Here is a 23,777-nt window from a genome sequence, read left to right as displayed (position 1 = left end):
TCATATGGCAAAAGTCCGTGTGTCCACCCTGGCCAAAGAGTTCGGCATGACCTCCAAGGAACTGATGGGTCACCTCGCCGAAATGAAGATTCCCGCTAAGTCTGCTTCCTCCGCGCTGGAGGACGCTTATGTTGCCATGGTCCGCAAGCAGCTTGCCTCGGTGATCGAGGCCCGCGCCCAGGAAGTCGAGGCCGCCAAGCAGGCCGAGGAGGAGGCTGCCGCCGCCGAGGAGGCAGCGCGTGCCGCCGAGGCCGAGCGCGAGCGCATCGCCGCCGAGAAGGCACGCGAGGAGGAGCGCCGCCAGTTTGCCGCCGCCCAGGCCGCCGAGGAGGCAGCCCGTGCCGAGGCCGAGGCCAAGAAGAAGGCCGAGCAGGAGCGCCTTGCCCGCGAAAAGGAGGAGGCTGCTCGCGAGGCCCAGCGCCGCGCCGTTCCCGCTTCCGACTCCGGTTCGCGCTTCCGTTCGCTGCTCGATCAGATCGCCGCACAGGAGACCGTGCTCAAGGAGAAGAAGGACGCCGAGGACAAGGCCAAGGCCGAGCGCGGCAACCGTCGCGGCGGCAACAACGATCGTCGTGGCGGCCGTCGCAACGACCGCAACGCCTCCGAGAGCCGCCCGCACAGCCATCGCACCAATGCCAGCAACAATGTCGCTGCCGGCATGGATTTCCCCAACCCCGATAAGCAGGGCAAGGGCAAGAAGCGCAAGGGTGGTCACAACAGCGAAGAGGACCACTACAGCCGCATGGCGCGCGAGGCCGAGGAGTACAGCCGCGAGAAGGTTCTCGAGGAGGCCCGTGCCGCCGTCGAGGAGGCCTCTCGCGAGTCCACCGGTCGCCGCAAGAAGCGCAAGGAGAAGCGCGAGCGCGAGGCCGCTAGGGCTCAGGAGGAGCGCAAGATTGAGGAGGCGCTGGCCCAGGGCGTGAACCCCGAGGAGCTCGACGCCATCAAGGTCTCCCAGGGCGTTACCGTCCAGGAGCTTGCCGAGGCGCTCGACGTTCCGGCCAACGACATCATCAAGCGCCTATTCCTGCTGGGCACGCCGCTCACCATGACGCAGTCCATGTCCGACGACCTTGTCGAGCTCGTTGCCGACGACTTGGGCCGTCAGATCAGGATCATCACCCCCGAGGAGGAGAACACCTTCTCGTTCTACGACGATCCCGCCGACCTTAAGCCCCGCGCCCCGGTCGTCACCGTCATGGGCCACGTCGACCACGGCAAGACGAGCCTGCTCGACGCCATCCGCCACACCGGCGTTGCTGCCGGCGAGGCTGGCGGCATTACCCAGGCCATCGGCGCATCGCAGGTCATGATCAACGACCGCAAGATCACCTTCATCGATACCCCGGGCCACGCTACCTTTACGGCCATGCGTGCCCGTGGCGCCAAGGTGACCGACATCGTCATCCTGATCGTCGCCGCCGACGACGGCGTCATGCCCCAGACGGTCGAGTCGATCAACCACGCCAAGGCCGCCGGCGTTCCCATCGTCGTCGCCGTCAACAAGATCGATAAGCCCGGCGCCAACCCCGACCGCGTGCGCCAGGAACTCACCGAGTACGGCGTCATCCCCGAGGAGTGGGGCGGACAGAACATGTTCGTCAACATCTCGGCCAAGCAGAAGATCGGTATCGACGACCTTCTGGAGACCGTGCTGCTCCAGGCCGACGTGCTCGAGCTCAAGGCCAACCCCGATACCTTCGCCTCGGGCAACGTCCTCGAGGCCAAGCTCGACAAGGGCCGCGGCTCGGTCGCTACCGTGCTCGTGACCCGCGGTACCCTGCACGTGGGCGATACGCTGGTCGCCGGCCTTACCTATGGCCGCGTTCGCGCCATGCTCGACCCCAAGGGCCGCGCCGTCACCGAGGCCGGTCCCTCCGACGCCGTCGAGATCCTGGGCCTGCAGTCCGTCCCCAACGCCGGCGACGAGTTCCGCGTGTTCGAGGACGAGCGCGAGGCGCGCGCCCTGGCCGATGAGCGCTCGCTCAAGGCCCGCATCGAGGAGCAGAGCCGCGTGAAGCACGTCACGCTCGAGAACCTCTTCGAGACCATCGCCGACGCCGAGGTCAAGGAGCTCAACCTGATCATCAAGGCCGACGTCCAGGGCTCCATCGAGGCCCTTCAGGACTCGCTCGACAAGATGGATCAGTCCGAGGTCCGCATCAACACGATCCACTCCGCGGTCGGTGCCATCAACGAGACCGACGTCGTCCTGGCCGACGCCTCCAACGCCATCATCATTGGCTTTGGCGTGCGTCCCGACGGTAAGGCCCGCTCCGCTGCCGAGCGCGAGGGCGTCGAGATTCGTTGTTACGACGTTATCTACAAGTGCCTCGAGGAGCTCGACGCTGCCCGCATCGGCATGCTCAAGCCCACCGAGGTCGAGGTCTCCACGGGTACCGCGACCGTCCTGGACACCTTTAAGGTGCCCAAAGTCGGTATCGCCGCCGGTGTCCGCGTCGAGGAGGGCGAGATCGCCGCGACCGATTCCGTGCGCCTGGTGCGCGACGGCATCGTTGTCTTTAACGGTAAGATCGCCTCGATGCGCCACTACAAGGACGAGGCCAAGAGCCTTAAGAGCGGTTCCGAGGGCGGCATTGGCCTGGAGAACTTCCAGGACATCAAGCCCGGCGACCAGATTGAGGGTTACCGTATCGACCAGGTTGCCCGTACCGAGTAGGGGGTAGCGCTATGAAGCAAACGCAGGCAACCCGCCGTCTGGGCGAGCAGCTTCGCGAGAAGCTCGGTTATATCCTTCTCTTTGAGGTTTCCGATCCGCGTCTCGACCTGGTCACCCTGACCGCGGTCGAGGTCGCGGTGGACCGTTCGTTCGCGCGCGTGTACGTGTCGTGCGATGCGAGCCGCTACGATGAGGTCATGGAGGCGCTCGCCAGCGCCAAGGGTCGCATTCGCAGCCTGTTGGCTCGTTCACTCGACTGGCGCGTCACGCCCGAGCTCGATTTTCGCATCGATCGCTCGACCGATGAGGCCGAGCGCATTACGCGTGCGCTGGAGAATGTCCCGGCCACGCTGGCGATCGAAAAGGACGAGGACGGCTATCCCATAGCGGATGCCGCCCAGGAGGCAGCTTTAGATGACTAATTCCGCCGACCTCGTCTCGTGCGAGTCTGCAGATATTAAACGACGCATCCTTGAGCTTATCGAGGGTGCGTCCTCCATTGCGATCTCGGGTCATACCTCTCCCGACGGCGATGCCCTGGGCTCCGTGTTGGGCCTGGGCCTCTCGCTCATGAAGGCGTTCCCCGACAAGGACATCGCGCTGCTGCTCGCAGACGACGATCCCGTTCCGCGTATTTACCGCTTTATGGAAGGCGCCGATCGTCTGGTGCCGGCTTCGAGCTTTACGAGCGATCCCGACCTGTTTATCTCGGTGGATGTACCGGTTGTCGAGCGTCTGAACAACTCGGCCGACGTGCTCCGCCGCTCCAAACATGTGGTGTGCTTTGACCACCATCCGGCGCGCGAGGAGTTTGCCGAGGTAAGCCTGAGGCGTGTCGATGCTGCGGCGTGCGCCATGATCATCGACCGCTTTCTGGATGATTGCGGCATTGTCGTTCGCGATCGCATCGCCACCTGTCTGCTCTGCGGCCTGGTTACCGATACCGGTCGTTTTCAGTATCAGAATGCCGATGCCGCTGCGTTCCATGCGGCCTCGCGCCTGGTGGCGCACGGTGCCGACCCGGCGCGTGTCGCGCTCGAGGTCTATCAGAGCATGCGCGTCGAGTTCTTGCACCTCAAGTCCATCGTTATGGGCCGCATCAAGACGGTCGCGCACGGGCGCGTGGCGTATAGCTACGCGTACGAAAGCGACCTTAAGGAATGTGGCGTCACCTCGGATGAGTGCGACGGCTTGGTCGATGTGGTGCGCTCGGTGATGGGTGTCGAGGTCTGCCTGTTCCTTAAGGGCATCGAGGGCGATACCAAGGTGCGCGGAAACCTGCGCTCCAAGGGCGACATGGATGTCTCCGAGATTGCGGCCAACTTTGGCGGAGGCGGACATCACGCTGCCGCCGGCTTTACCAATAACGGAACGATTTTCGAGACGCTCACCGCGGCACTTCCCATGCTGGCCGAGCTGGTGGGGGAGGATCCCGCTTCGGTGACCGTCGAGCTCTAACTTTTTGGATGGTACATGGCTCGTCGTACGCCTTCTCAATTGAATATGCTGCTCGCCGTCGATAAACCGGTGGGCTGCACGTCCCACGACGTGGTATCGCGGTGCCGACGCGCCCTCCATGAGCGGCGCGTCGGTCATGCCGGCACGCTCGACCCCATGGCGTCGGGTGTCATGGTGGTGGGCGTGGGCCAGGCTACGCGTCTGCTGGGCATGCTTACCCTCGATACCAAAAGTTACGTCGCCGATATCTCGTTTGGCGCCGAGACCAATACCGACGATGCGGAAGGCGAGGCCATCCGTACTGTTGCCATTGCACCCGAGCTGCGCGATCCGGCCTATGCCCGTGAGCGCTTGAGCGCCATGCTGGGCCCTCAGATGCAGATCCCGCCGGCGTTTTCGGCTATTTCGGTCAACGGCGTACGCGCCTATACGTCTGCACGTGAGGGCAATGCCGTTGAGTTGCCTGCGCGCCCGGTCGAGGTATATTCTGCCGACCTGATCGCCGTGAGTGGCGAGGGCGATTCCTGCATTTGGACCGTTGCCTTCTCGGTGAGCAAGGGCACCTATATCCGTGCGCTCGCTCGCGACCTGGGTCGCGCCTGCGATAGTGCCGCGCATATTTCCGCGCTGCGCCGTACCGCTTCTGGCGTTGTCTCCATCGGTGCCTGCCATGCGGTCGAGGAGCTTTCTGCCGAGTCCGCTGCCGGCTTTGCCTTGGACCCCATTGCGGCCCTCGGCGCCACGCGCGTCGACTTGCCGGGCAATCTTGCGGAAGATCTGCTGTGCGGTCGTCGTATTCCTATTGATCGCGCGCTCGCCGGCTTCGATGTGTCTAAAGCGCCGTTTGCGCTGGTGCTCGATGGCGGGCTCAAGGCTTTGGCTCGTATCGAGGATGGTCGCTTTGTGATGGAGCACGTCTTTCCGCAGGCGATCGGCGGTGTTCGATGATGCTGGACCCTCGCGATCTCGCGCGCACATTTTTTGTGGGCGCGGCGGCGGAGGCCCGCATCGTTTTGGCTGATGCTTTTGATGACTGCGAGTCTATGGGTGCCGCCTCGATTGCCATCGGCGTGTTCGATGGCGTACATAGGGGACATCGTGAGCTGATCGACGCGGTCATTCGCGATGCGCGCGTCCGCGGCTGCAAAGCGGTTGTCGTAACGTTTGACCCTGATCCAGATGTTGTGGTGAGCCCTGCGCCCGCTCAAAAATTGATGACGACGGCCGACCGACTGCATGCCCTGGCTCAGACTGGGGTCGATGCCGTGGTGGCTGTTCCCTTTACGCCTGCGGTAGCGTCGCTCGACCACGCGGGCTTTCTTGAGCTGTTGGCGCATGTTGTCGACATTCGCTCCATTCGCGTTGGCAGCGATTTTAGGCTGGGCCGCGGCGGTGCCTCGGGCGTTGCCGAGATGCAGGCATGGGGTGTCGAGCGCGGTGTTGACGTGTGTGGGCACAATTTGCTGTGCGAGGGCGGCGAGGCTATCTGTGCCACCCGCATTCGACGTGAGCTGAGCTTGGGCCACGTTGAGCTGGCAGCCGATCTACTCGGCCGTCCCTATATGGTGCGCGGCGGCGTGATTCGCGGTCGCCACGAGGGCTCCGATATGGGATTTCCGACGGCAAACCTGCTGGTGCCAAACGGAATCCAGCTGCCTGCCGATGGCGTCTACGAGGGCCTTGTGCTGGTCGACGATACCGTGTGGCCCGCTGCCGTCAACGTGGGCCTGCCGCCGACGTATGCCGACGATGCCGCTTCGGCGCATCTCGAGGCCAACTTGATCGGGTATGCGGGCGACCTGTATGGACGTTCGGTTTCGTTGGCGTTTACGCGTTGGCTGCGTCCTTCGCGCGTGTTCGATTCGCTGGACGAGCTTATCGCGACCGTCGAGGGTAATATTGACGATATCCGTCATAACTTGGGTGAGCAGGGGGTGAGCATCCGTGATTAGCGATGAGGAGAAAGACCAGGTGCGCGCTGCGTCCGACCTGGTTGCCATTGTGCAGGAAACGGTTGAGCTCAAGCCCCGCGGCCATGAGTTTTGGGGTTGCTGCCCCTTCCATGGCGAAAAGACCCCATCGTTTCACATTATCCCCGCTACGCAGGTGTGGCACTGCTTTGGCTGTGGCGAGGGCGGCGACGTCTTCACCTACATCATGAAGCGCGAGAACCTGAGCTTTCCCGAGTCGATTCGCTACCTGGCCGATCGTGCCGGCATTGAGCTGCACGATACCGGCGCGCAGCGCGATCGCGGCACCAAGCGCGCCCGCATCTATGACCTGTGCGCCGAGACGGCCCAGTTCTATCACACCATGCTCATGCGCGGTAAGGACAGCCGTCCGCGCGAGTACTTTGCCAGCCGCGGTATGGGTGGCGACGTCTGCCGTCGCTACTGCCTGGGCTTTGCGCCGGGTCGCAATATGTTGGTGGCCCATCTGTCGCAGAAGGGCTTTACCCCGCAGGAGATGATCGACGCCAACGTGGCCGTGAGCCGCGGGCGCGGACAGCTTGCCGATCGTTTTTACGACCGCGTGATGTTTCCCATCTTTGACGAACAGGGTCATAACATCGCCTTTGGCGGTCGTATTATGGGCGACGGCCAACCCAAGTACCTCAACACCGCCGAGACGAGCGTGTTTCATAAAAAGAGGAACCTCTACGGCTTTAACTGGGCCAAGGAGTTTATCGTCGCGCAGGATACCGCCATCGTGGTGGAGGGATATACCGATTGCATCGCCTGCTGGGAGGCGGGGATCAAAAACGTCGTCGCCACGCTGGGCACGGCGCTGACGGAACATCACGTAAAGACGCTCACCCGTTTTGCCAAGCGCATTGTGTATATGTTCGATGGTGACGCCGCCGGTCAAAAGGCCGCGCGCCGCGCGATTCAGTTTATCGAGCAGGATTCGATGGACCTGCGCTGCGTGGTGCTTCCCGACGGTAACGACCCCATGGAGTTCATCACGGCGCATGGTGGCGAGGCCCTGCAGGCGCGTATCGACGCCGCCGAGCCCCTCATGGACTTTGTGTACCGCTCACTGCAGGAGTCGAGCGACATTACCACGCCGGGCGGTCGCGCCAAGGCGCTCGAGGATGCGCTGACGCTCATCTATCCGCTGCGCGATAGCTACATGATCGATACGTACTTTATCCAGATCGCCGACCTTCTGGGCCTGGATTTGGAGACGGTGCGCTCGAGCTCGGGCCGTGTGTTTCGCGATGTCGCCAAACGCGAGGACGCCGAGCGTCGTCGCGAGCAGAACTACGAGCGCCAGCGGGCACAGGCCGAGCGCGCCGGCAGCGCGGGCGGTCGGGTGTCCGGTCCGCAGGGGGCATCTCGCGGCGCCTGGGCGTCGGGGACGACGCCGCCGGTATCCGCACCGGTCGAGGAGGAACCGTACGACTATGTGCCGCTCGAGGCCTACGGGGCCGCGCCGGTCGAGGTCGTCGACGATACGCCGCCGATCGATGTGCCTGCTGGCATGGACACAACGCCCGCGGGGTCTGCTTCGAGCGCTTCCGTTCCGGGGACGCCGATCGTGCTGACCGATCTGGAGCGGAAGTCTCTGGCGGGGGAGCGCGAGCTGTTGACGATGCTCACCAGCTACCCCGACCTATTCCGCACGTACACCGATCGCATCTGCTCGATTGAGTGGGTAGACCCCCGTCACGAGTCCATCGCGTGGGCCGTGCTCGCGACGCCGCCGGGCACCGACCCCGCGGCGTGCATGGACGCCGCGCGCGCGGTGTGTCCCGAGGCGGCTTCGCTTGTCAGCGCCGGGCGCATCTCGGCGACGAGCAAGCACCCCACCGAGACGAACATCGTCTTTATGCTCGATACGCTTGAGCTTTACACCATCAAGCGCCGTATGCGGGCTGCCCAGGCCAAGCTGCGCCAGGACCGGTCGCTCGACGATGACGCGCGCCGTGCATTGACCATGCAGGCCGCGCAGGATTCTTTGCGCCAGCGCGAGCTCCAGAAGTCGATTGGCGGCGTGGCCGATCCGTTCCGGTTGATTGGTTTGGAGGCCGCGGGTCCCGATCAGGCCTAGATGTTGTGGTCAATCGGCATGTTATCTGCTATATCCAGTCTGAATTTTGGGTATAGACGTGTAAGTGTGTGCTAAAGTAATGTGTCCTGTGGACTACGAAGGGAGAATCTGTGCCAAATAAGACTGAGAGCACGGGTACTGGGCTGGAATCCTACGTTGCTAAGCTCATGGGCAACGGCTCAAACAGGACTTCGGTAACCGAGGACGAGATCCAGGTCGTCCTGAAGGATATCGATGTTTCTGACGAGCAGCTCAACGCGGTCTATTCCGCGCTGCGCAACAGCGGCATCCAGATTATCTCCGCGAGCGGAAACGACGACGCCCCCATGGACGTCGACGATGACGATAACGATACCGACGATTTCGATGACGACGAGGAGCACGATTCCGGCTCGCTCGACGATCATGAGCTTAAGATGGCCCGTCAGGCCGATGCCGAGATGGGTTCTTGCAAGAGCAAAAAGAAGCGCACCGTCCGCACGTCCCGTTCGCGTTCTCGCGTGCGTGGCATCGATGCCTCCACGGTGATGCTGACCGGTGACCCGGTTCGTATGTACCTTAAGGAGATCGGCAAGGTCGACCTGCTGACTGCCTCCGAAGAGGTCGATCTGGCCATGAAGATCGAGGCCGGTCTCGAGGCCACCGAGAAGCTCGAGGCCGCCGAGGCGGGCGAGATCGAGCTCACTCGCGCCGAGATGCGTCGTCTGACTCGTATCGAGAACGTGGGCCTCGAGGCCAAGCAGGCGCTCATCAGCGCCAACCTCCGTCTGGTCGTCTCCATCGCCAAGCGCTACGTCGGTCGCGGCATGCTGTTCCTGGATCTGATCCAGGAGGGCAACCTCGGTCTGATTCGCGCCGTCGAGAAGTTCGACTACCAGAAGGGCTTCAAGTTTTCCACGTACGCCACGTGGTGGATCCGTCAGGCCATCACGCGCGCTATCGCCGACCAGGCCCGTACCATCCGTATTCCCGTGCACATGGTCGAGACCATCAACAAGCTGGTCCGCGTGCAGCGCCAGCTCCTCCAGGATTTGGGTCGCGACCCGACCCCCGAGGAGATCGGTGCCGAGATGGACATGAGTGCCGACCGCGTCCGCGAGATTCAGAAGATCTCGCAGGAGCCCGTGTCGCTCGAGACTCCTATCGGCGAGGAAGAGGATTCCCAGTTGGGCGACTTTATCGAGGACTCCCAGGCCATCGTTCCGCCCGATGCCGCCAGCTTCTCCATGCTGCAGGAGCAGCTCACCCAGGTGCTCGACTCGCTTGCCGATCGTGAGCGCAAGGTTATTGAGCTGCGCTTTGGACTTGTCGACGGACATCCCCGCACGCTCGAGGAAGTCGGCCGCGAGTTTGGTGTCACGCGCGAGCGCATCCGCCAGATCGAGTCCAAGACCCTGGCCAAGCTCCGCCACCCCAGCCGCTCCAGCAAGCTCAAAGACTATATCGAAAGCTAGTCATGCAAGAAGCGCCCTCAAGCACGTCCGCTTGAGGGCGCTTTCATGTAACAAGGGCCGGCAGTTAAGGCACGGGTAGTCTTTTTGGGACGGGGCTTTTTTAGTCTTTTTGGGACGGGGCTTTTTTAGCTGCCCTATCTCAATGCGTGGCTCAAGCTTTAAAGGCCCCAGATTGGGTAGCTAAAAAAGCCCCGTCCCAAAAAGACTACCCTGGGCGTCTGGTTGATTAGTCGTTGGGGACGTTCTTGAATGACTAGTCGTTTAAGAACGTCCCCAACGACTGGGTCGGAAAATTTCTCAAAAAAGTTCTTGCCCTGAGCTGATTCGTCCGTATAATAAACTTCGTTGCTTGAGAGCATGCACCTATTCCTCGGTAGCTCAATGGTAGAGCACGCGGCTGTTAACCGCGCTGTTGTAGGTTCGAGTCCTACCCGGGGAGCCAGAATTTCTCAGCCCAATCTGCTGGGCTTTAAATTCCTCGGTAGCTCAATGGTAGAGCACGCGGCTGTTAACCGCGCTGTTGTAGGTTCGAGTCCTACCCGGGGAGCCAGATTGTAAAACCCGTCGCTTTTGCGGCGGGTTTTTTTCATACCGCGATTGCTTAACGCAAACGTTGCCATATCAACATTTCGTGTCGAGGATGTAATCCCGCGACCCACCACCTCAACATGGCGCGGTCGTTGTAGAATATTGCAATGATTGCTCCCACGACATGGTGCCGCGAGCACCAGATAAGGAGATTCTTGTGTCTGAGACCATTAACGGCAGCCTGAGCGTCTCGAACGACGTTATTGCCGATATTGCCGGTTATGCCGCGATGACGTGCTATGGCGTCGTCGGTATGGCCGAGCAGCTCCAGGGCGCCGAGAGCGTGCGCCTGCTTGCCGGTCAGCGCCTCCGCAAGGGCGTGCTTGTCTCCGCCGACGAGAACGGCCTTACGGTCGACCTTCACGTCGTGCTCGAGAACGGCGTCAACATGAAGTCCGTCTGCCACAATCTTTCGAGCTCCGTTGCTTTCACCCTGCAGGAGATCGCCCAGATCGATCCCGCCAGCCTTAAGATCGGCATTCACATCGACGCGCTCAAGAGCCGTCTGAACTAGCATCCGAAAACGGAGATTCAAATACTCATGATTGTAAAGACCATTCGCACCTGTTTTCCGATCGCTGCGGCTGCCGTTTCCGACAAGGCCGAGGAGATCAATAAACTCAACGTCTTTCCCGTACCCGACGGCGACACCGGCACCAACATGTCGCTCACGCTCGCCTCGGTGACCAAGGAGCTTTCCGCCCTTCCCGCCGATGCCGATATGGAGGCCATCGCCGGCGCCATCACCCACGGCTCCCTCATGGGCGCCCGCGGCAACTCCGGCGTTATCACCTCGCAGATCCTGCGCGGCGTGGCCGAGGGGCTCGTCTCTGTCGATGAGCCCATCACGTCTGCCGACATCGCGCATGCTTTCCGTCGCGCCGTCAAGGTCGCCTTCCAGGCCGTCCGCAAGCCCATCGAGGGCACGATTCTTACGGTCCTGCGCGACGTCTCGACCAAGGCCGACGAGTGCGAGAAGAAGAAGTTCTCGGCCGAGGACGCGCTCGACGCCATCGTCGTCGAGGCCTACCAGTCTGTGGCTCGCACGCCCGACCTGCTGCCCGTTCTGAAGGAGAACGGCGTGGTCGACTCCGGCGCCTTTGGCTTTGCCATCTTCCTGGAAAACTTCGTTGCCGCTGCTCTGGGCCGCAGCACCGTTGTCGAGGATTTCTCCACCACGTTTGATTCCGCTGGCTCTGCCCGCGATGCGGCCCTCGGTCGCGTCGAGATCGAGGCCAACGACGACTGGGAGGGCTCGGAGTTCCGCTACTGCAACGAGTTCCTCTTTAAGGCCGACGCCCCGTTTGACGAGGACGAGTGCCTTAAGTTCCTGGGTTCCATGGGCGACTGCGAGCTGCTCGTGGGCGCCTACCCCGACTACAAGATCCACGTGCACTCCAACACCCCCAACCTGGTGCTCGAGCACATGCTGCAGCTTGGCCAGATCTACGAGGTCTTTATCCACAACATGGAGATGGAGGCCCACGACCGTACCGCTAAGATCCACGAGGACCAGCAAAAGGCCGCCGAGCCCGCCAAGGCCCTGGGTTTTGTCGCCGTTGCCGCCGGTTCCGGTGAGGCCGACATCCTCAAGTCCCTCGGCGTCGACGTAGTCGTTTCGGGTGGCCAGACCATGAACCCCTCGACCGCCGATCTGCTGGGCGCGGTGGACCAGGTCAACGCGACTTCGGTCATCATCCTGCCCAATAACGGCAATATCCGTATGGCTGCCGAGGCTGCCGCTTCTGCCTGCACCGACAAAAAGGTCGCCGTGGTTCCCACCAAGACCGTTCCGCAGGCGTTCTCCGCTCTGTTCGCGGTGCTGCCCGATTCCGAGCTCGAGGACGCCGTTGCCGCCATGGTCGATGCCATCAGCGAGGTTCGCGATGGCGAGGTCACCCGTGCCGTGCGCGATTCCAGCGCCTCTGACGGCTCTCCGATTCACTCCGGTGACGTCATGGGTATCATTGCCGGCTCCATCGACGTGGTCGGCTCCGATGTGAAGCAGGTCACGCTCGACTGCATCAACCGCATGCAGGAGGAAGAGGAGGGCGACGCGCTGACGATTCTGGCCGGCGAGGAGCTGTCCGATGAGGCCTTCCAGGAGATCGTCGACGCCATCGAGGAGGCTCAGCCCGACCTGGAGATTGACGCCCATCGTGGCGAGCAGCCGCTCTATCCCGTGATCTTCTCGATCGAGTAGGCATCTGCCCATGTCCGAGCTGTGCTCCGTGCCGCGCGTCTCGGAGCGCTTTGCCCAGAGCAATGCGCTCGACGAGGATATCGCGCGACTCAAATATGTTTCGGGTAAACGTGAGGAGGCCCTTCGCCGTCTGGGAATTAGGACGGTGGGGGACCTCCTTCTCCATATCCCTCATCGATATCTGGACTTTACACGCTCCTGGTCCATCGAGATGGCGCCTATCGGTACGGTGTGCACGATCGTCGCCACGGTCGATCGTATCGTTCAAAAGCAGCCCCGCCCGCGTATGCAGGTTACCGAGGTCTCGCTTGTGGACGAGACGGGCGTGCTGCAAGTCGCTTTTTTCCGCCAGCCCTGGATTGCCCAGCAGCTCAAGCAGGGCGACCGCCTGGCCGTGATGGGTAAGGTCGAATTTGCCTATGGCTTTAAGCAGATGGCCTCGCCGCATTTCGAAAAGCTCGAGGACGGGCGTGCCGCGGGCACCATCCTTCCGGTTCACTATGTGAGCGACGGTGTGAGCCAGGCTTGGATGCGCCGTATCGTGAGCGGCGCGCTCGAGATTGTCGGCAATCCTTTCGACCCGATTCCCGCGCCCCTGCGCGCCAAGCGCCGCCTTATGAGCAGCGCCCGTGCGCTGCGTTCGATTCACTTTCCCTCGAGTATGGCCGAGCGCGATATCGCGCGCGCACGGCTTGCCTATGAGGAATGCCTCTATCTTCAGCTGGCGCTTCGTCTGCGCAACGACGGCGGTATGGTCGAGGTGGTTCCCTACACCCATACCGCGGGTGGTCATTTGACGGCGCTTAGGCGGGCCCTGCCGTTTTCGCTGAGCGACGAGCAGGAGGCCGCGTTCCAAGACATCCTGCATGACATGTGCGATGGCGACCACGTGATGAACCGCTTGCTGCTGGGCGATGTCGGTACTGGCAAGACCGCCGTCGCCGCCTGCGCGCTGGCAGTCGCGGCCGATTCGGGTACCCAGTCCTGCGTCATGGCACCCACGGGCGTGCTGGCGCGTCAATATGCCGATAAGACCGGCCCTTTGCTCTCGCAGGCCGGTATGTCCTGGGCGCTCCTGACGGGTGCTACCCCGGCCGCCGAGCGCGAGCGCATCCATGCACAGCTGCAGTCTGGTGAGCTCGATGTGCTCTTTGGTACCCATGCGGTCCTTTCGGATAACGTAACGTTTAAACATCTTTCACTCGTCGTTATCGACGAGCAGCATCGGTTTGGCGTGGGGCAGCGCAATGCCCTGCGTGCCAAAGGCCCAGGTGCGGACTTGCTCGTTATGACGGCCACGCCTATTCCGCGCACACTGGCGCTTTCGGTCTATGGCGACCTGGACACGTCCATCATTCGTCATCGCCCCGTTCCCGGGGCCGGCGTCTCGACGTGCGTGCTCACCGAGTCGAGCCGCGACCTGGCCTACGGTGCCATTCGCGAGGCGCATGCTCAAGGACAGCAGGCTTACGTTATCTGCCCGCTTGTGGAGCCGAGTGACTCCGCGGACGATTTGGAAGACGTTCCCGGCATTGCTCGCGACGATGAAGGTCGCGTGACGGTGCCCGTGCCGTTACACGACACCGCGACCGAGCTCGACCGCCTGCGTCTGGCATTGCCGGGGCTTTCCGTCGAGCGTCTTCACGGCCGCATGCCGGCGGGGGAGAAGGACCGCGTGATCGACGCCTTTAAGCGCGGCGAGATCGACGTGCTCGTCTCGACTACGGTGGTCGAGGTGGGCGTCGACGTGCCCAACGCCACCGTCATGGTTATCGAAAACGGCGAGCGCTTTGGCTTGGCGGCCCTGCATCAGCTTAGAGGCCGCGTGGGCCGCGGCAGCGTGTCGGGCACGTGCCTGGTCATGACGCATTCCAAGGGCAATGGCGGTGTGTCTGCTGCGCAAGACCGCCTGCGGGCGCTCGAAAAGACCTCTGACGGTTTTGCGCTTGCGCAGATGGACCTGCGTTTGCGCCACGAGGGCGAAATCTTGGGTTATCGCCAACATGGCGGTGTGACCCTGCGTTTTGTGGACCTGGACGCCGACGAGGATCTTATCGAATGGGCCCATTTGGACGCGGTCGAGCTCTTGCGGTATGCTTGCAACCTTGACTCCGTGGCGACGCGTCCCTTGCGCGATGCGGTCGCCACGCGTTATCGACATATCTTCAAGGAGGTCAGCGGAGGATGAGAATCATCGGCGGTGAATGGCGCGGCCGCAAGATCGAAGAGCCGCGTGGGCGCGATGTCACCCGTCCCACGACCGACCGCGTGCGCGAGGCATGTGCGTCCATGGTCATGTCGGCATTCGATTTCGATCTGGACGAGGTCCGCGTGCTGGATGCCTTTGGCGGCTCCGGTGCCCTGGGAATCGAGATGCTCTCGCGCGGCGCTCGCTCGCTCATCACGTTCGAGATCGATCGCAATGCCGCCCGACTGATCACTAAGAATATCGAGTCGCTGTGTCGCGACCGCTCGCGTTGGCGCGTCGTTACCGGCGATGTGTTGGCGAGCGCCTCGCGCGGCCGTGTTCCGGGCGGCCCCTTTGATCTGGTCCTGCTCGATCCACCCTATGCCTTTGGTGCCGAGCCGGTCGAGGAGCTGCTGCGCAATCTTGCCCAGCAGGGCTTGCTGGCACCAGGGGCCTTTGCCCTGTTTGAGCATGCCGCAAGCGACGCGGGCGCTCATCCGGCTGGTTTTGAGACCGTGCGAGAGAAACGCTACGGCATTACCTCGGTTGACTTGCTGCGCTGGGTGGCCGCGGACGAGTGCGACTATGCTAATGACAGCGATATTGACGAGGACGTGCCTTTGGAGGATACCCATGAATGACACTATCAACCGCGTGATCGTTCCGGGTACGTTTGACCCCATCACGTTTGGTCACATCGATGTAATCCGCCGCGCCCGCCGCATTTTTCCCAGCGTGATTGTCGCCGTGGCGGAGTCGCAGGGCAAAAACGGCGTGGGCACCACCTTTATGCTCGATGAGCGCGTGGCGTTGGCCCGCGAGGCCCTGGGCGATATTGACGGTGTCGAGGTACTGCCCTTTACCGGCCTGTTGGTCGATTTTGCCCGTGAGCAGGGTGCGGGTGCTGTGGTCAAGGGCCTGCGCGCCATGACCGACTTTGAGTACGAGCTGCAGCAGGCGGACCTCAACTATCGCCTGGACAACGAGCTTGAGTCCATTTTTGTCATGAGTGCGCCGCAGTACGGCTATATCTCGAGCTCGGTGGTTCGTCAGATCGCATCGCTCGGAAGCGATGTGTCGACGTTTGTGCCGCCCAATGTGGTCGAAGCGCTTAAACATCGCTTTTCGTGACGTTTCATATTGCCTGATGGCATGTGGTAAACTAACACGATGACATGTTACCTATGAAAGGAGACCGGATGCCGGGCGAGAATTTTCCTGGCGACAGGATCGTGAGCCTTGTCGAGGAGCTCGAGGGGCTCATCGAAGAGGCTAAGACGCCGTTCGGCAAGAATGCCCAGATGAAGGTTATCGATGCCGACGTCTTCTTTAACATCCTTGACGAGATCCGTATGAGCTATCCCGAGGAGTGGCAGAAGTCCCGTCGCATCCTCAAGGAGCGCGACGAGCTTATGGCTTCCGCCGCCGCTCAGGCCGATTCCATCATTGCCGATGCTCAGCAGCAGGCACTCACCATTGCCGGTGAGCAGGAGATCGTCCGCTTGGCGCAGCAGCAGGCCGACGATATCCGTGATCGTGCCCAGCAGTACGAGCGCGAGACGCGCTATGCGGCTGAGGATTATGCCGAGCAGGTCTTTACGCATCTCGAGGAGAACCTCAAGAGCCTGACCGGCACCGTTACCCGTTGCCGTCAGCAGCTCAACGAGGGTGCCGCCCAGCAGAACGGTCAGTGGTAATGGCTGAGTTCCCGAGCGTTACCGTCGATCTTTCCGAGCAGCTCGAGTTTCCCGGAGACTCGTATCCGCTGACCGGCAAGGTCGATGTCGCCACCTACACGGTGGGCGAGAAGGAGTACCAGCTGCAGGACGGCATTGCTTACGACGTGGTTTTTACCAATGCGGGCACCGGTGTTCTGCTCTCCGGCATGGTTCGAGCGCACGCCACCGGCGAATGCGACCGCTGCCTTGAGCTCGCCTCGTTTGATATCGCCGGCGAGATCGAGGAGTTCTACCTCTTTGAGGAGCCCGAGGATCCCGAGGCCTACGAGGACGGTTACGAGCTTTTGGGCGAGGACCGCATTGTCGATCTGGGGGAGCCCATTAACGACGCCGTTGTCATGGACACGCCGTTTGTGGTGCTCTGCAAGCCCGATTGCCGCGGCCTGTGCCCCACCTGCGGCATCAATCTCAACGTCGAGCAATGCGATTGCGCTGCCCAGGCCGAGGCCGAATGGGCCGCTGCCACGGAAAATCCATTTGCAGCATTGAAGAATCTCAATCTTGATGAGTAAAAATGTGGTAGTATCGCTACTTGCGCGTAATCGCCACACTGGATAGTTCATAAGGAAGGTCACTATGCCCGTACCTAAACAAAAGCAGGGTCGTATCCGTACCCATACCCGTCGTTCCGCCAACATGAAGATCTCGGCTGCGGCTCAGTCCACGTGCCCCCGTTGCGGCGCTGTCAAGCTCCCGCACCACGTGTGCCCCAGCTGCGGTTTCTACAAGGACCGCGAGGTTATCGTTACCGAGTAACGGTATACTCTGGATACGATGCCGTTCCAACTGGAACCACAATGGCCGGCTCAGTGAGTCGGCCATTTTTGTATAAGGAGCACCTGAAATGAGTAACGTTCGCGTTTGTGTAGACGTTGTGGGCGGAGACGAGAAGCCCCAAGTTGTCCTCGACGGTATTGAGGCCGCACTTGCCGCCGATCCCGATATCGAGGTCATTGCTGTTGGCCCCGCCGATATCGTCAACCCCTTTGCCGCGGCGCACGCGCGCGTGGAGGCTCTGGAGGCCCCCGATGTCATCGCCATGGACGACGATCCCATCCGCGCCGTGATGACCAAGCGTAAGTCTTCGATCGTGCTTGCCTGCCGTGCTATTAAGAAGGGCAACGCGGACGCGTTTTTCTCCGCGGGGTCGACCGGCGCCATGACGGCTGCCGCCACCGCCTACGTGACGCCGTTTAGATATTTGGTAGAGGGTAAGAAGCAGCCGGTGCGCCCATGCCTCACCAATGCGCTGCCCAACCGCGCCGGTGGCCTTACGGTACTGTGTGACATGGGGGCCAACCCCGATGTCGAGGTCGACGACATGGTTCGCTTTGCCCAGATGGGTGCAGCCTATGCCCGCGTGGTCCTGGGCATCGAACATCCGCGTGTGGGCCTGCTTGGCAACGGCACCGAGGACGAGAAGGGTTCTAGCTTTACCAAGGCGTGCTTCCCGGCTATGAAAGCCGCGGTCCCCGGTTTTGTGGGCAACTGCGAGGGCACCGATCTTACGTCGGGCAATTTTGACGTTGTGGTCGCCGACGGCATGTCGGGCAATATTGCGCTCAAGGCAACCGAGGGCGCTGCCAAGTTTTTGCTGCAAGAGCTCAAGGGCGCCTTTATGTCTTCGCTCGGTACCAAGATCGCCGCGCTGCTCATCAAAAAGCAGATGCGTCAGATGAAAGCCAAGCTCTCGGGCGATGCCAAGGGCGGCGCGATCCTGCTGGGCCTTCGCGGCGTCGTTTTGATTGGCCATGGCGCCACGTCGGCCGAAGCCGTTAAGAACGGTACACTCGCCGCGGCTCAGGCCGTTCGAGCCGGGCTTATCGAAAGCATTGCCAATTCCATGGAAGGTATCGTTTAGCAAGAGCTCCGTTACGTGGCTCAAGCTATGCATCGTGGGGTAGAATCGGAGCCGTGCTGCAATGCGGCTTCCGCCCGCGCGACACATTGTATTCCACGACTTATGAGAGGATGCGCTATGGATCGCTCCGAAATCTTTGACAAGATCGCCGAGGTCGCTGCCGACGTGCTGGGCGTCGACGTTGCCGAGATCAGTGATGAGACGACTTTTGATGACCTCGATGCCAATTCGCTCGAGCGCCTGCAGCTGGTGACGGCCATCGAGGACGAGTTTGACCTCGAGATCGATGACGAGACCCTGTTGTCGCTCACCTCCGTTGCCGACGCCGTCGACGCTATCGAAAACGCCAGGGAGGCCTAGGTCTTGGCTTTATCTCAACGACTCACGCGCGCTCAGGAAATCCTGGGCCATGAGTTTAATAACAAGGTGCTGCTACGCGCGGCGCTCACCCACCCCTCGGCAGTAGAGGGGCAGCCGGTCTCTGCCAGCTATGAGCGGCTTGAGTTTTTGGGTGACTCCATTCTGGGCGCCGTGGTTGCCCGTTCGCTCTTTGAGTCTTATCCCGAGTTCGATGAAGGCAAGCTCACGCGTCTGAAGGTATCGCTTGTTTCGGGTGCCACACTGTCCGAGGTTTCGCACGAGCTGGGCATCGACGACATCATCATCTTTGGCGCCTCCGAGACCGGTACCGGCGCGCGCGGCCTTAACTCGGCGCTCGAGAACGTCTATGAGTCGCTCGTGGGTGCGTTGTACCTCGATGCCGGCTGGGATGCGGCGGCAGAGTTCATCCACCGCACGCTTAAGCCCCATTTGGCCTCCGAGCGTGCCGAGCACCCCGCGAACCCCAAGTCGTTCTTGCAGGAGTGCGTGCAGGCAGACGGTCACGAGCCCCCGGCATACAAGCTGGTAGGCTCCGAGGGCCCGGCACATGCGCCCACCTTTACCGCCGTGGTGCTTGTCGACGGTATCCGTCAGGGCCGCGGCACCGGCGCCTCTAAGAAAGAGGCCGAGGGAGCCGCTGCACTCGAGGCGCTCGACCGCATGGGTTACACCACCAACGGTGTGATTCTCAACAAGAAGCCCGTTTAAGCGAGGAACCGTGTATCTCAAGTCCCTTACGCTCAAAGGGTTCAAGTCGTTTGCCGACCGCGCCCATATGACGTTTGAGCCGGGCCTGACCGTCATCGTCGGTCCTAACGGCTCGGGAAAATCGAATATCTCCGATTCGATTCTGTGGGTACTGGGTGAGCAGAGCGCCAAGCAGCTGCGCGGCCAGGCCATGGAGGACGTCATCTTCTCGGGCTCGTCGGCGCGCAAGCCGGTGGGCGTTGCCGAGGTCACGCTGGTGCTCGATAACTCGGACCATGTGCTGCCTGTCGACTTTGATGAGGTTGCCATCACCCGCCGCATGTATCGTTCGGGCGAGAGCGAATACCTCATCAATTCGAGTCCGTGCCGCCTGATGGATATCCAGGACATTTTGCACGATTCGGGCTTGGGTAAGGATACGCATTCCATTATCAGCCAGGGCAAGCTCGATGCCATTTTGCAGAGCCGTCCCGAGGAGCGCCGCGTCCTTATCGAGGAGGCTGCCGGCATTTCCAAGCACAAGCGCCGCAAGGAGCGTGCGCTCAAAAAGATTAAGTCGATGGACGAGCACCTTACTCGTGCCCGCGACATCAATAAGGAGATTGCCCGTCAGCTGCGACCGTTGGAGCGTCAGGTCGATCGCGCGCGCAAGTACAAAGAGCTGTCCTCGCGCGCGAACGAGCTTACGCAGATGCTGGCCGTTGACGAGCTTCGTTCGCTGCAGTCGCAGTGGAACGATCTGGAGAGCCGTTCCAAAGAGGGTGCCGCCGAGCTGGAGCTTGCGCAGTACCGCTTGGGCGAAAAGGAGCGCGAGCTCGAGAAGCTCCAGGTGATGCTCGAGGAAAAGGGCCTGTTTGTGGGTGACTTGGGCGAGCAGCGCCGTCATATGCAAGATGTGGTCGGCCGTATTAACTCCGATATGCGCCTGCTCGAGGAAAAGGGCCACAATATGGTGTCGCGCCTGTCCGATATGCGCGGCCAGATTTCGAGCTCCGAGCATCAGCGTCGTCGCGTGGTCGAGGAGCTCGAGGATGCACGTGCCCAGCTAGAGGAAGTGACCGGTGCGCACATGCAGGCCCAGGACGACGTTGACGCCGCCGGCCCTGCCGCCGCCGAGCTCCACGAGCGCCGTGTTGCGCTCGACAATCAGATTTCGCAGCTTACGCGCGAGCAACGCGATGTGCAGCGCGTGGCCGACAAGGCTGCGCTCGAGCTTGCCAAGGTGAAAGACTCGCTGAGCAATGCCGAGGTCGAGGACAACATGTATGCCTCGCGCCTGGAGCAGATTGACGAGCAGCTCGAGGAGGTCACGGCCTCGCTCGAGAGTCGTCGCGACCGTGCCGAGGAGCTCGACGGCGCGCTCGATCAGGCTCGCCAAGCCCAGGCCGATGCGCGCCAGGCCACCGAGGTCGCCCGTGCGGCGTTGAAGGACTTGCGCGCCCGTGAGAGCGAGTCGCGCAACAAGCTGTCCGAGGTGCGCTCTGAGCTTGCGAGCCAAAAGAAGCTCGATGCCCGTATGGCCGATAGCTCGCCGTTGGTGAGCCGTCTGGTAGGGGCATTGGGCGATGACGTAACGGGCCGTCTGGGCGACGTGCTCGAGGCGCCGCGTGAGCTTGAGGGCCTGGTCGAGCAGCTGCTTGCCGGCGATATCGATGCCCTGTTGTTTGATGACGCCGCCACGCTTGAGCGTGCCGGTCGTGCGGCTTTGGACCAAAAGAAGGCCTCGGGCGAGGCACTGCTGGTGGCGCGTGGTGTGAGCGGCTCTGCTGCTGCCGAGGGCGCTGCCGGTTCGCGTCTGGTTGATCGCCTGTCCGTGCGTGCCGGTTATGGCCCGATTGTCGAGGCGCTGCTCGGCGGCTATTACGTGGTCGATGACTTGCCTTGTGCGCTGGCGGCACCAGTCGTTGACGGTGTGACCTATGTGACGCCCGATGGCGCTCGCGTGAGCTTTGGTGGCCTGGTGCGCGTGGGGCTCGATGCCGGCGAGGCCTCGGGTGCCCTGGAGCGGAAGCGCCGTATTCGCGAGCTCGAAGGCCTGGAGCCCGATTTGGCTGCCGTTTTTGAGCATGTGTCGAACCAGGTTATCGAGGCCAATGCGGCCGTCGAGGAGGCGCGTGCCGCCGAGGGTGATGCCGCCGGCGAGATCGCCCGTCTTGAGGGCGAGCGTCGCTCGCTGCTCTCCGAGATTGGCCGCCTGGAGCAAAGCGCCAACAACGCCGAGGTCGAGCGTGCGCGCATCTCCAAGCGCCGCGAGCAGGCGGCCGAGGCCGTTCGCGCCGCGCGCCCGCGCGTTGACGAGCTCACCCGTTCGCGCGACGAGGCCCGTGCGCAGGCAAGCGACCTGGGTCTCCAGATTGCCGAAGCCAACGACGAGCTCGATCGCGTGCGCCGTGACGATTCCGAGGCAGCCGGTAAGCTCGCCGATGCCAAGGTGCGCCTGGCCCAGACGAGCGAGCGCCTGCGTTCGCTGAAGGGCCGCGTGCCCGATCTGGAGCATCGCCTGGAGGGCATTGACCGCCGTATCCGCGGAACACGTCAGGCTTCGCGCTCGCTCGAGCTGCTGCGCCTGCGTGTCGATCCCATGCACGAGCGCTATTCGGCCCTGCTGGAGCGTGCATCTGATTGGGCTGCGCGCCTGCGTGACCAGGCCTCACTCGAGGAGGCAGACTCGGCTTCGCTCAAGAAAACCATCGAGGATGCCAAGGCCGAGGTCTCCCGCGCCAAGGAGCGGGTCGATGCCGCCACGGCGACACAAAACGAGTTCAAGGTCGCGCGCGGCAAGCTCGAGGTGCAGGTAGAGGCGGCCATCAAGGCCATTACCGCCGATGGCACCACCGTGCTTGAGGAAGCGCTCGTGCTTCCTGCTCCCACCGATCGCGACGCCGCCGAGCGCGAGCTCAACCAGCTCGTGCGCCAGATCAACAACCTGGGCCCTGTGAACCAGGTTGCCATGGAGGAGTACGAGCAGCTCAAGCGCCGCGCCGATTACATCGAGGAGCAGCTGGCCGATCTGGAGAGCGCGCGCAAGGCGCTCACCAAGATTACCGTGGCCATCGACCGCAAGATGCGTAAAGCCTTCCTGGTGACCTTCGAAAAGGTCGATGCGAACTTCCGCGAGATCTTCGCCATGCTGTTCCCGGGTGGCCAGGCGCATCTGGAGATGACCGACCCCGAGCATCCGGCCGAGACGGGCATCGAGGTCGTGGCGCAGCCGCGCGGCAAGCGCATCACCAAGATGATGCTCATGTCGGGCGGCGAGAAGAGCCTGACGGCGCTTGCCCTGCTCTTTGCCGTGTATCGCACGCGTACGGTGCCGTTCTATGTGCTGGACGAGGTCGAGGCGGCGCTCGATGACGCCAACCTGTCCAAGCTCATCGGCGCGCTTGACGTGCTGCGTTCCGATACGCAGCTCTTGGTTATCTCGCATCAGCGCCGTACTATGGAGGACGCTGACGTCCTCTACGGCGTCTCGATGCAAGCTGACGGCGTCAGTCGCGTCGTCTCGCAAAAACTCGATCGCGAAACCGGAAAGGTCGTGAATGCATAATGGGATTCTTCGATGCTCTCTCGCGCGGACTTGAGCGCAGCCGCGAGGCCCTCAACGAGGTCTTTTACTTTGGCGGCGAGGTCGACGAGGATTTTTGGGAGGACCTAGAGGACACCCTCGTCATGGGTGACATGGGTGCCGAGGTCGCCATCCAGGTCTCCGACGACCTGCGCGATGCCGCGGCCAAGAAGAACCTCAAGACCGCCCCGCAACTCCGTCGGGCCCTGGCCGAGCAGCTCGAGCAGCATTTTGTACCCGTCGAGCGCGATCCGTTCGCCGACACGCCGAGCTGCGTGCTGTTTGTGGGCATCAACGGTGCCGGCAAGACCACTACGGTCGGCAAGATCGCGAGCGCCATGGCCGCCCGTGGCAAGAACGTCGTGATCGGCTCGGCCGATACCTTCCGCGCTGCCGCCATCGAACAGCTCGATGTGTGGGGCCAGCGCGCCGGCGTCCCCGTCATAAAGCGCGACCGCGGCTCAGACCCGGCAAGCGTTTGCTACGACGTGCTCGACGAGGCCGATAAGCGCGGCAGCGACCTGGTGCTCATCGACACCGCCGGTCGTCTGCACACGAGCCCCGAGCTCATGCGCGAGCTTGCCAAGGTGGTCAACGTGACGCGTAAGCGCTCCGCCAATATGGCCGCCGGCCCCATGCCCGTCTCGGTTGTCCTCGTGATCGATGCCGCGACGGGCCAAAACGGCCTGAACCAGGCACTCGAGTTTAATGAGGCGCTGGGTCTGGACGGTATTATCATGACTAAGCTCGACGGCACGGCAAAGGGCGGTATCGCCATGGCCGTGGCCGAGAAGCTCAAGCTCCCGATTCTGCGCGTGGGCGTGGGCGAGCAGGTCGATGACCTGCAGGAGTTTAATGCCAAAGATTTCTGCCGCGCCCTGGTGGGCGAGTCCAACTAA

General features: G+C 62.3%; 20 protein-coding genes and 2 tRNA genes. All 22 read left to right on the top strand.

Annotated elements, in window-relative coordinates; all coding sequences use genetic code 11:
• The first annotated feature begins 4 nt into the window (after window positions 1-4).
• Window positions 5-2,680, top strand: coding sequence for a translation initiation factor IF-2 (gene infB, locus ACTQWD_RS03020; RefSeq protein ID WP_427719633.1), 2,676 nt, complete (start codon window positions 5-7; stop codon window positions 2,678-2,680).
• Window positions 2,681-2,691: 11 nt separating this feature from the next.
• Window positions 2,692-3,102 (top strand): 30S ribosome-binding factor RbfA, encoded by a 411-nt coding sequence (rbfA, locus tag ACTQWD_RS03015; protein WP_006234038.1) that lies wholly within the window; start codon window positions 2,692-2,694, stop codon window positions 3,100-3,102.
• Window positions 3,095-4,138 carry a DHH family phosphoesterase gene (locus ACTQWD_RS03010; RefSeq protein ID WP_441559217.1) on the top strand — a complete coding sequence of 348 codons (1,044 nt, stop codon included), beginning with the start codon at window positions 3,095-3,097 and terminating at the stop codon, window positions 4,136-4,138. The genes rbfA and ACTQWD_RS03010 overlap by 8 nt, the downstream gene beginning before the upstream one ends.
• 15 nt (window positions 4,139-4,153) lie before the next feature.
• On the top strand, window positions 4,154-5,086 hold the full coding sequence (truB, locus tag ACTQWD_RS03005) for a tRNA pseudouridine(55) synthase TruB (RefSeq protein ID WP_441559216.1): 933 nt from the start codon (window positions 4,154-4,156) through the stop codon (window positions 5,084-5,086).
• Window positions 5,083-6,090 carry a riboflavin biosynthesis protein RibF gene (gene ribF / locus ACTQWD_RS03000; RefSeq protein WP_441559215.1) on the top strand — a complete coding sequence of 336 codons (1,008 nt, stop codon included), beginning with the start codon at window positions 5,083-5,085 and terminating at the stop codon, window positions 6,088-6,090. The genes truB and ribF overlap by 4 nt, the downstream gene beginning before the upstream one ends.
• On the top strand, window positions 6,083-8,191 hold the full coding sequence (dnaG, locus tag ACTQWD_RS02995) for a DNA primase (protein ID WP_441559214.1): 2,109 nt from the start codon (window positions 6,083-6,085) through the stop codon (window positions 8,189-8,191). Before ribF ends, dnaG begins: the two co-directional genes overlap by 8 nt.
• Window positions 8,192-8,301: 110 nt before the next feature.
• The gene (gene rpoD, locus ACTQWD_RS02990; RefSeq protein ID WP_370450567.1) at window positions 8,302-9,645 is read left to right on the top strand and encodes an RNA polymerase sigma factor RpoD; all 1,344 of its coding nucleotides are present in this window, start codon (window positions 8,302-8,304) and stop codon (window positions 9,643-9,645) included.
• A gap of 367 nt (window positions 9,646-10,012) precedes the next feature.
• Window positions 10,013-10,087 (top strand) — tRNA-Asn (locus ACTQWD_RS02985).
• A gap of 33 nt (window positions 10,088-10,120) precedes the next feature.
• Window positions 10,121-10,195 (top strand) — tRNA-Asn (locus ACTQWD_RS02980).
• Between the two features lie 162 nt (window positions 10,196-10,357).
• Window positions 10,358-10,747, top strand: a complete 390-nt coding sequence (locus ACTQWD_RS02975) for an Asp23/Gls24 family envelope stress response protein (protein ID WP_187361832.1) — start codon at window positions 10,358-10,360, stop codon at window positions 10,745-10,747.
• A gap of 27 nt (window positions 10,748-10,774) precedes the next feature.
• Complete coding sequence (locus tag ACTQWD_RS02970; protein ID WP_427794677.1) at window positions 10,775-12,436, top strand: DAK2 domain-containing protein; 1,662 nt, start codon at window positions 10,775-10,777, stop codon at window positions 12,434-12,436.
• A 10-nt stretch (window positions 12,437-12,446) separates the two neighbouring features.
• Window positions 12,447-14,624 carry an ATP-dependent DNA helicase RecG gene (gene recG, locus ACTQWD_RS02965; protein WP_441559213.1) on the top strand — a complete coding sequence of 726 codons (2,178 nt, stop codon included), beginning with the start codon at window positions 12,447-12,449 and terminating at the stop codon, window positions 14,622-14,624.
• Complete coding sequence (gene rsmD, locus ACTQWD_RS02960) at window positions 14,621-15,265, top strand: 16S rRNA (guanine(966)-N(2))-methyltransferase RsmD (protein ID WP_441033360.1); 645 nt, start codon at window positions 14,621-14,623, stop codon at window positions 15,263-15,265. Before recG ends, rsmD begins: the two co-directional genes overlap by 4 nt.
• Window positions 15,258-15,755, top strand: coding sequence for a pantetheine-phosphate adenylyltransferase (gene coaD / locus ACTQWD_RS02955; protein WP_154515440.1), 498 nt, complete (start codon window positions 15,258-15,260; stop codon window positions 15,753-15,755). Before rsmD ends, coaD begins: the two co-directional genes overlap by 8 nt.
• Before the next feature lie 68 nt (window positions 15,756-15,823).
• Entirely contained in the window at window positions 15,824-16,321 is a 498-nt protein-coding gene (locus tag ACTQWD_RS02950; RefSeq protein WP_154515443.1) for an ATPase, read from the top strand.
• Window positions 16,321-16,875, top strand: coding sequence for a YceD family protein (locus tag ACTQWD_RS02945; protein ID WP_154515446.1), 555 nt, complete (start codon window positions 16,321-16,323; stop codon window positions 16,873-16,875). The genes ACTQWD_RS02950 and ACTQWD_RS02945 overlap by 1 nt, the downstream gene beginning before the upstream one ends.
• A 64-nt stretch (window positions 16,876-16,939) precedes the next feature.
• Complete coding sequence (rpmF, locus tag ACTQWD_RS02940) at window positions 16,940-17,119, top strand: 50S ribosomal protein L32 (RefSeq protein ID WP_022094017.1); 180 nt, start codon at window positions 16,940-16,942, stop codon at window positions 17,117-17,119.
• 88 nt (window positions 17,120-17,207) lie between these two features.
• Complete coding sequence (gene plsX, locus ACTQWD_RS02935) at window positions 17,208-18,224, top strand: phosphate acyltransferase PlsX (RefSeq protein ID WP_441559212.1); 1,017 nt, start codon at window positions 17,208-17,210, stop codon at window positions 18,222-18,224.
• A gap of 117 nt (window positions 18,225-18,341) precedes the next feature.
• Window positions 18,342-18,584: an acyl carrier protein gene (locus ACTQWD_RS02930; RefSeq protein WP_154515452.1), complete on the top strand. Its 243-nt coding sequence runs from the start codon at window positions 18,342-18,344 to the stop codon at window positions 18,582-18,584.
• Window positions 18,585-18,587: 3 nt separating this feature from the next.
• Window positions 18,588-19,313, top strand: a complete 726-nt coding sequence (gene rnc / locus ACTQWD_RS02925) for a ribonuclease III (RefSeq protein WP_154515455.1) — start codon at window positions 18,588-18,590, stop codon at window positions 19,311-19,313.
• 10 nt (window positions 19,314-19,323) lie between these two features.
• Window positions 19,324-22,860 carry a chromosome segregation protein SMC gene (smc, locus tag ACTQWD_RS02920; RefSeq protein ID WP_441559211.1) on the top strand — a complete coding sequence of 1,179 codons (3,537 nt, stop codon included), beginning with the start codon at window positions 19,324-19,326 and terminating at the stop codon, window positions 22,858-22,860.
• Entirely contained in the window at window positions 22,860-23,777 is a 918-nt protein-coding gene (ftsY, locus tag ACTQWD_RS02915) for a signal recognition particle-docking protein FtsY (protein ID WP_441559210.1), read from the top strand. Before smc ends, ftsY begins: the two co-directional genes overlap by 1 nt.

This window comes from Collinsella sp. LCP19S3_B6 (genome assembly GCF_052121815.1).
GTDB lineage: Bacteria > Actinomycetota > Coriobacteriia > Coriobacteriales > Coriobacteriaceae > Collinsella.
The sequence above is the reverse complement of the archived record's forward strand: the minus strand, read 5'-3'. Positions and strand labels throughout refer to the sequence as shown.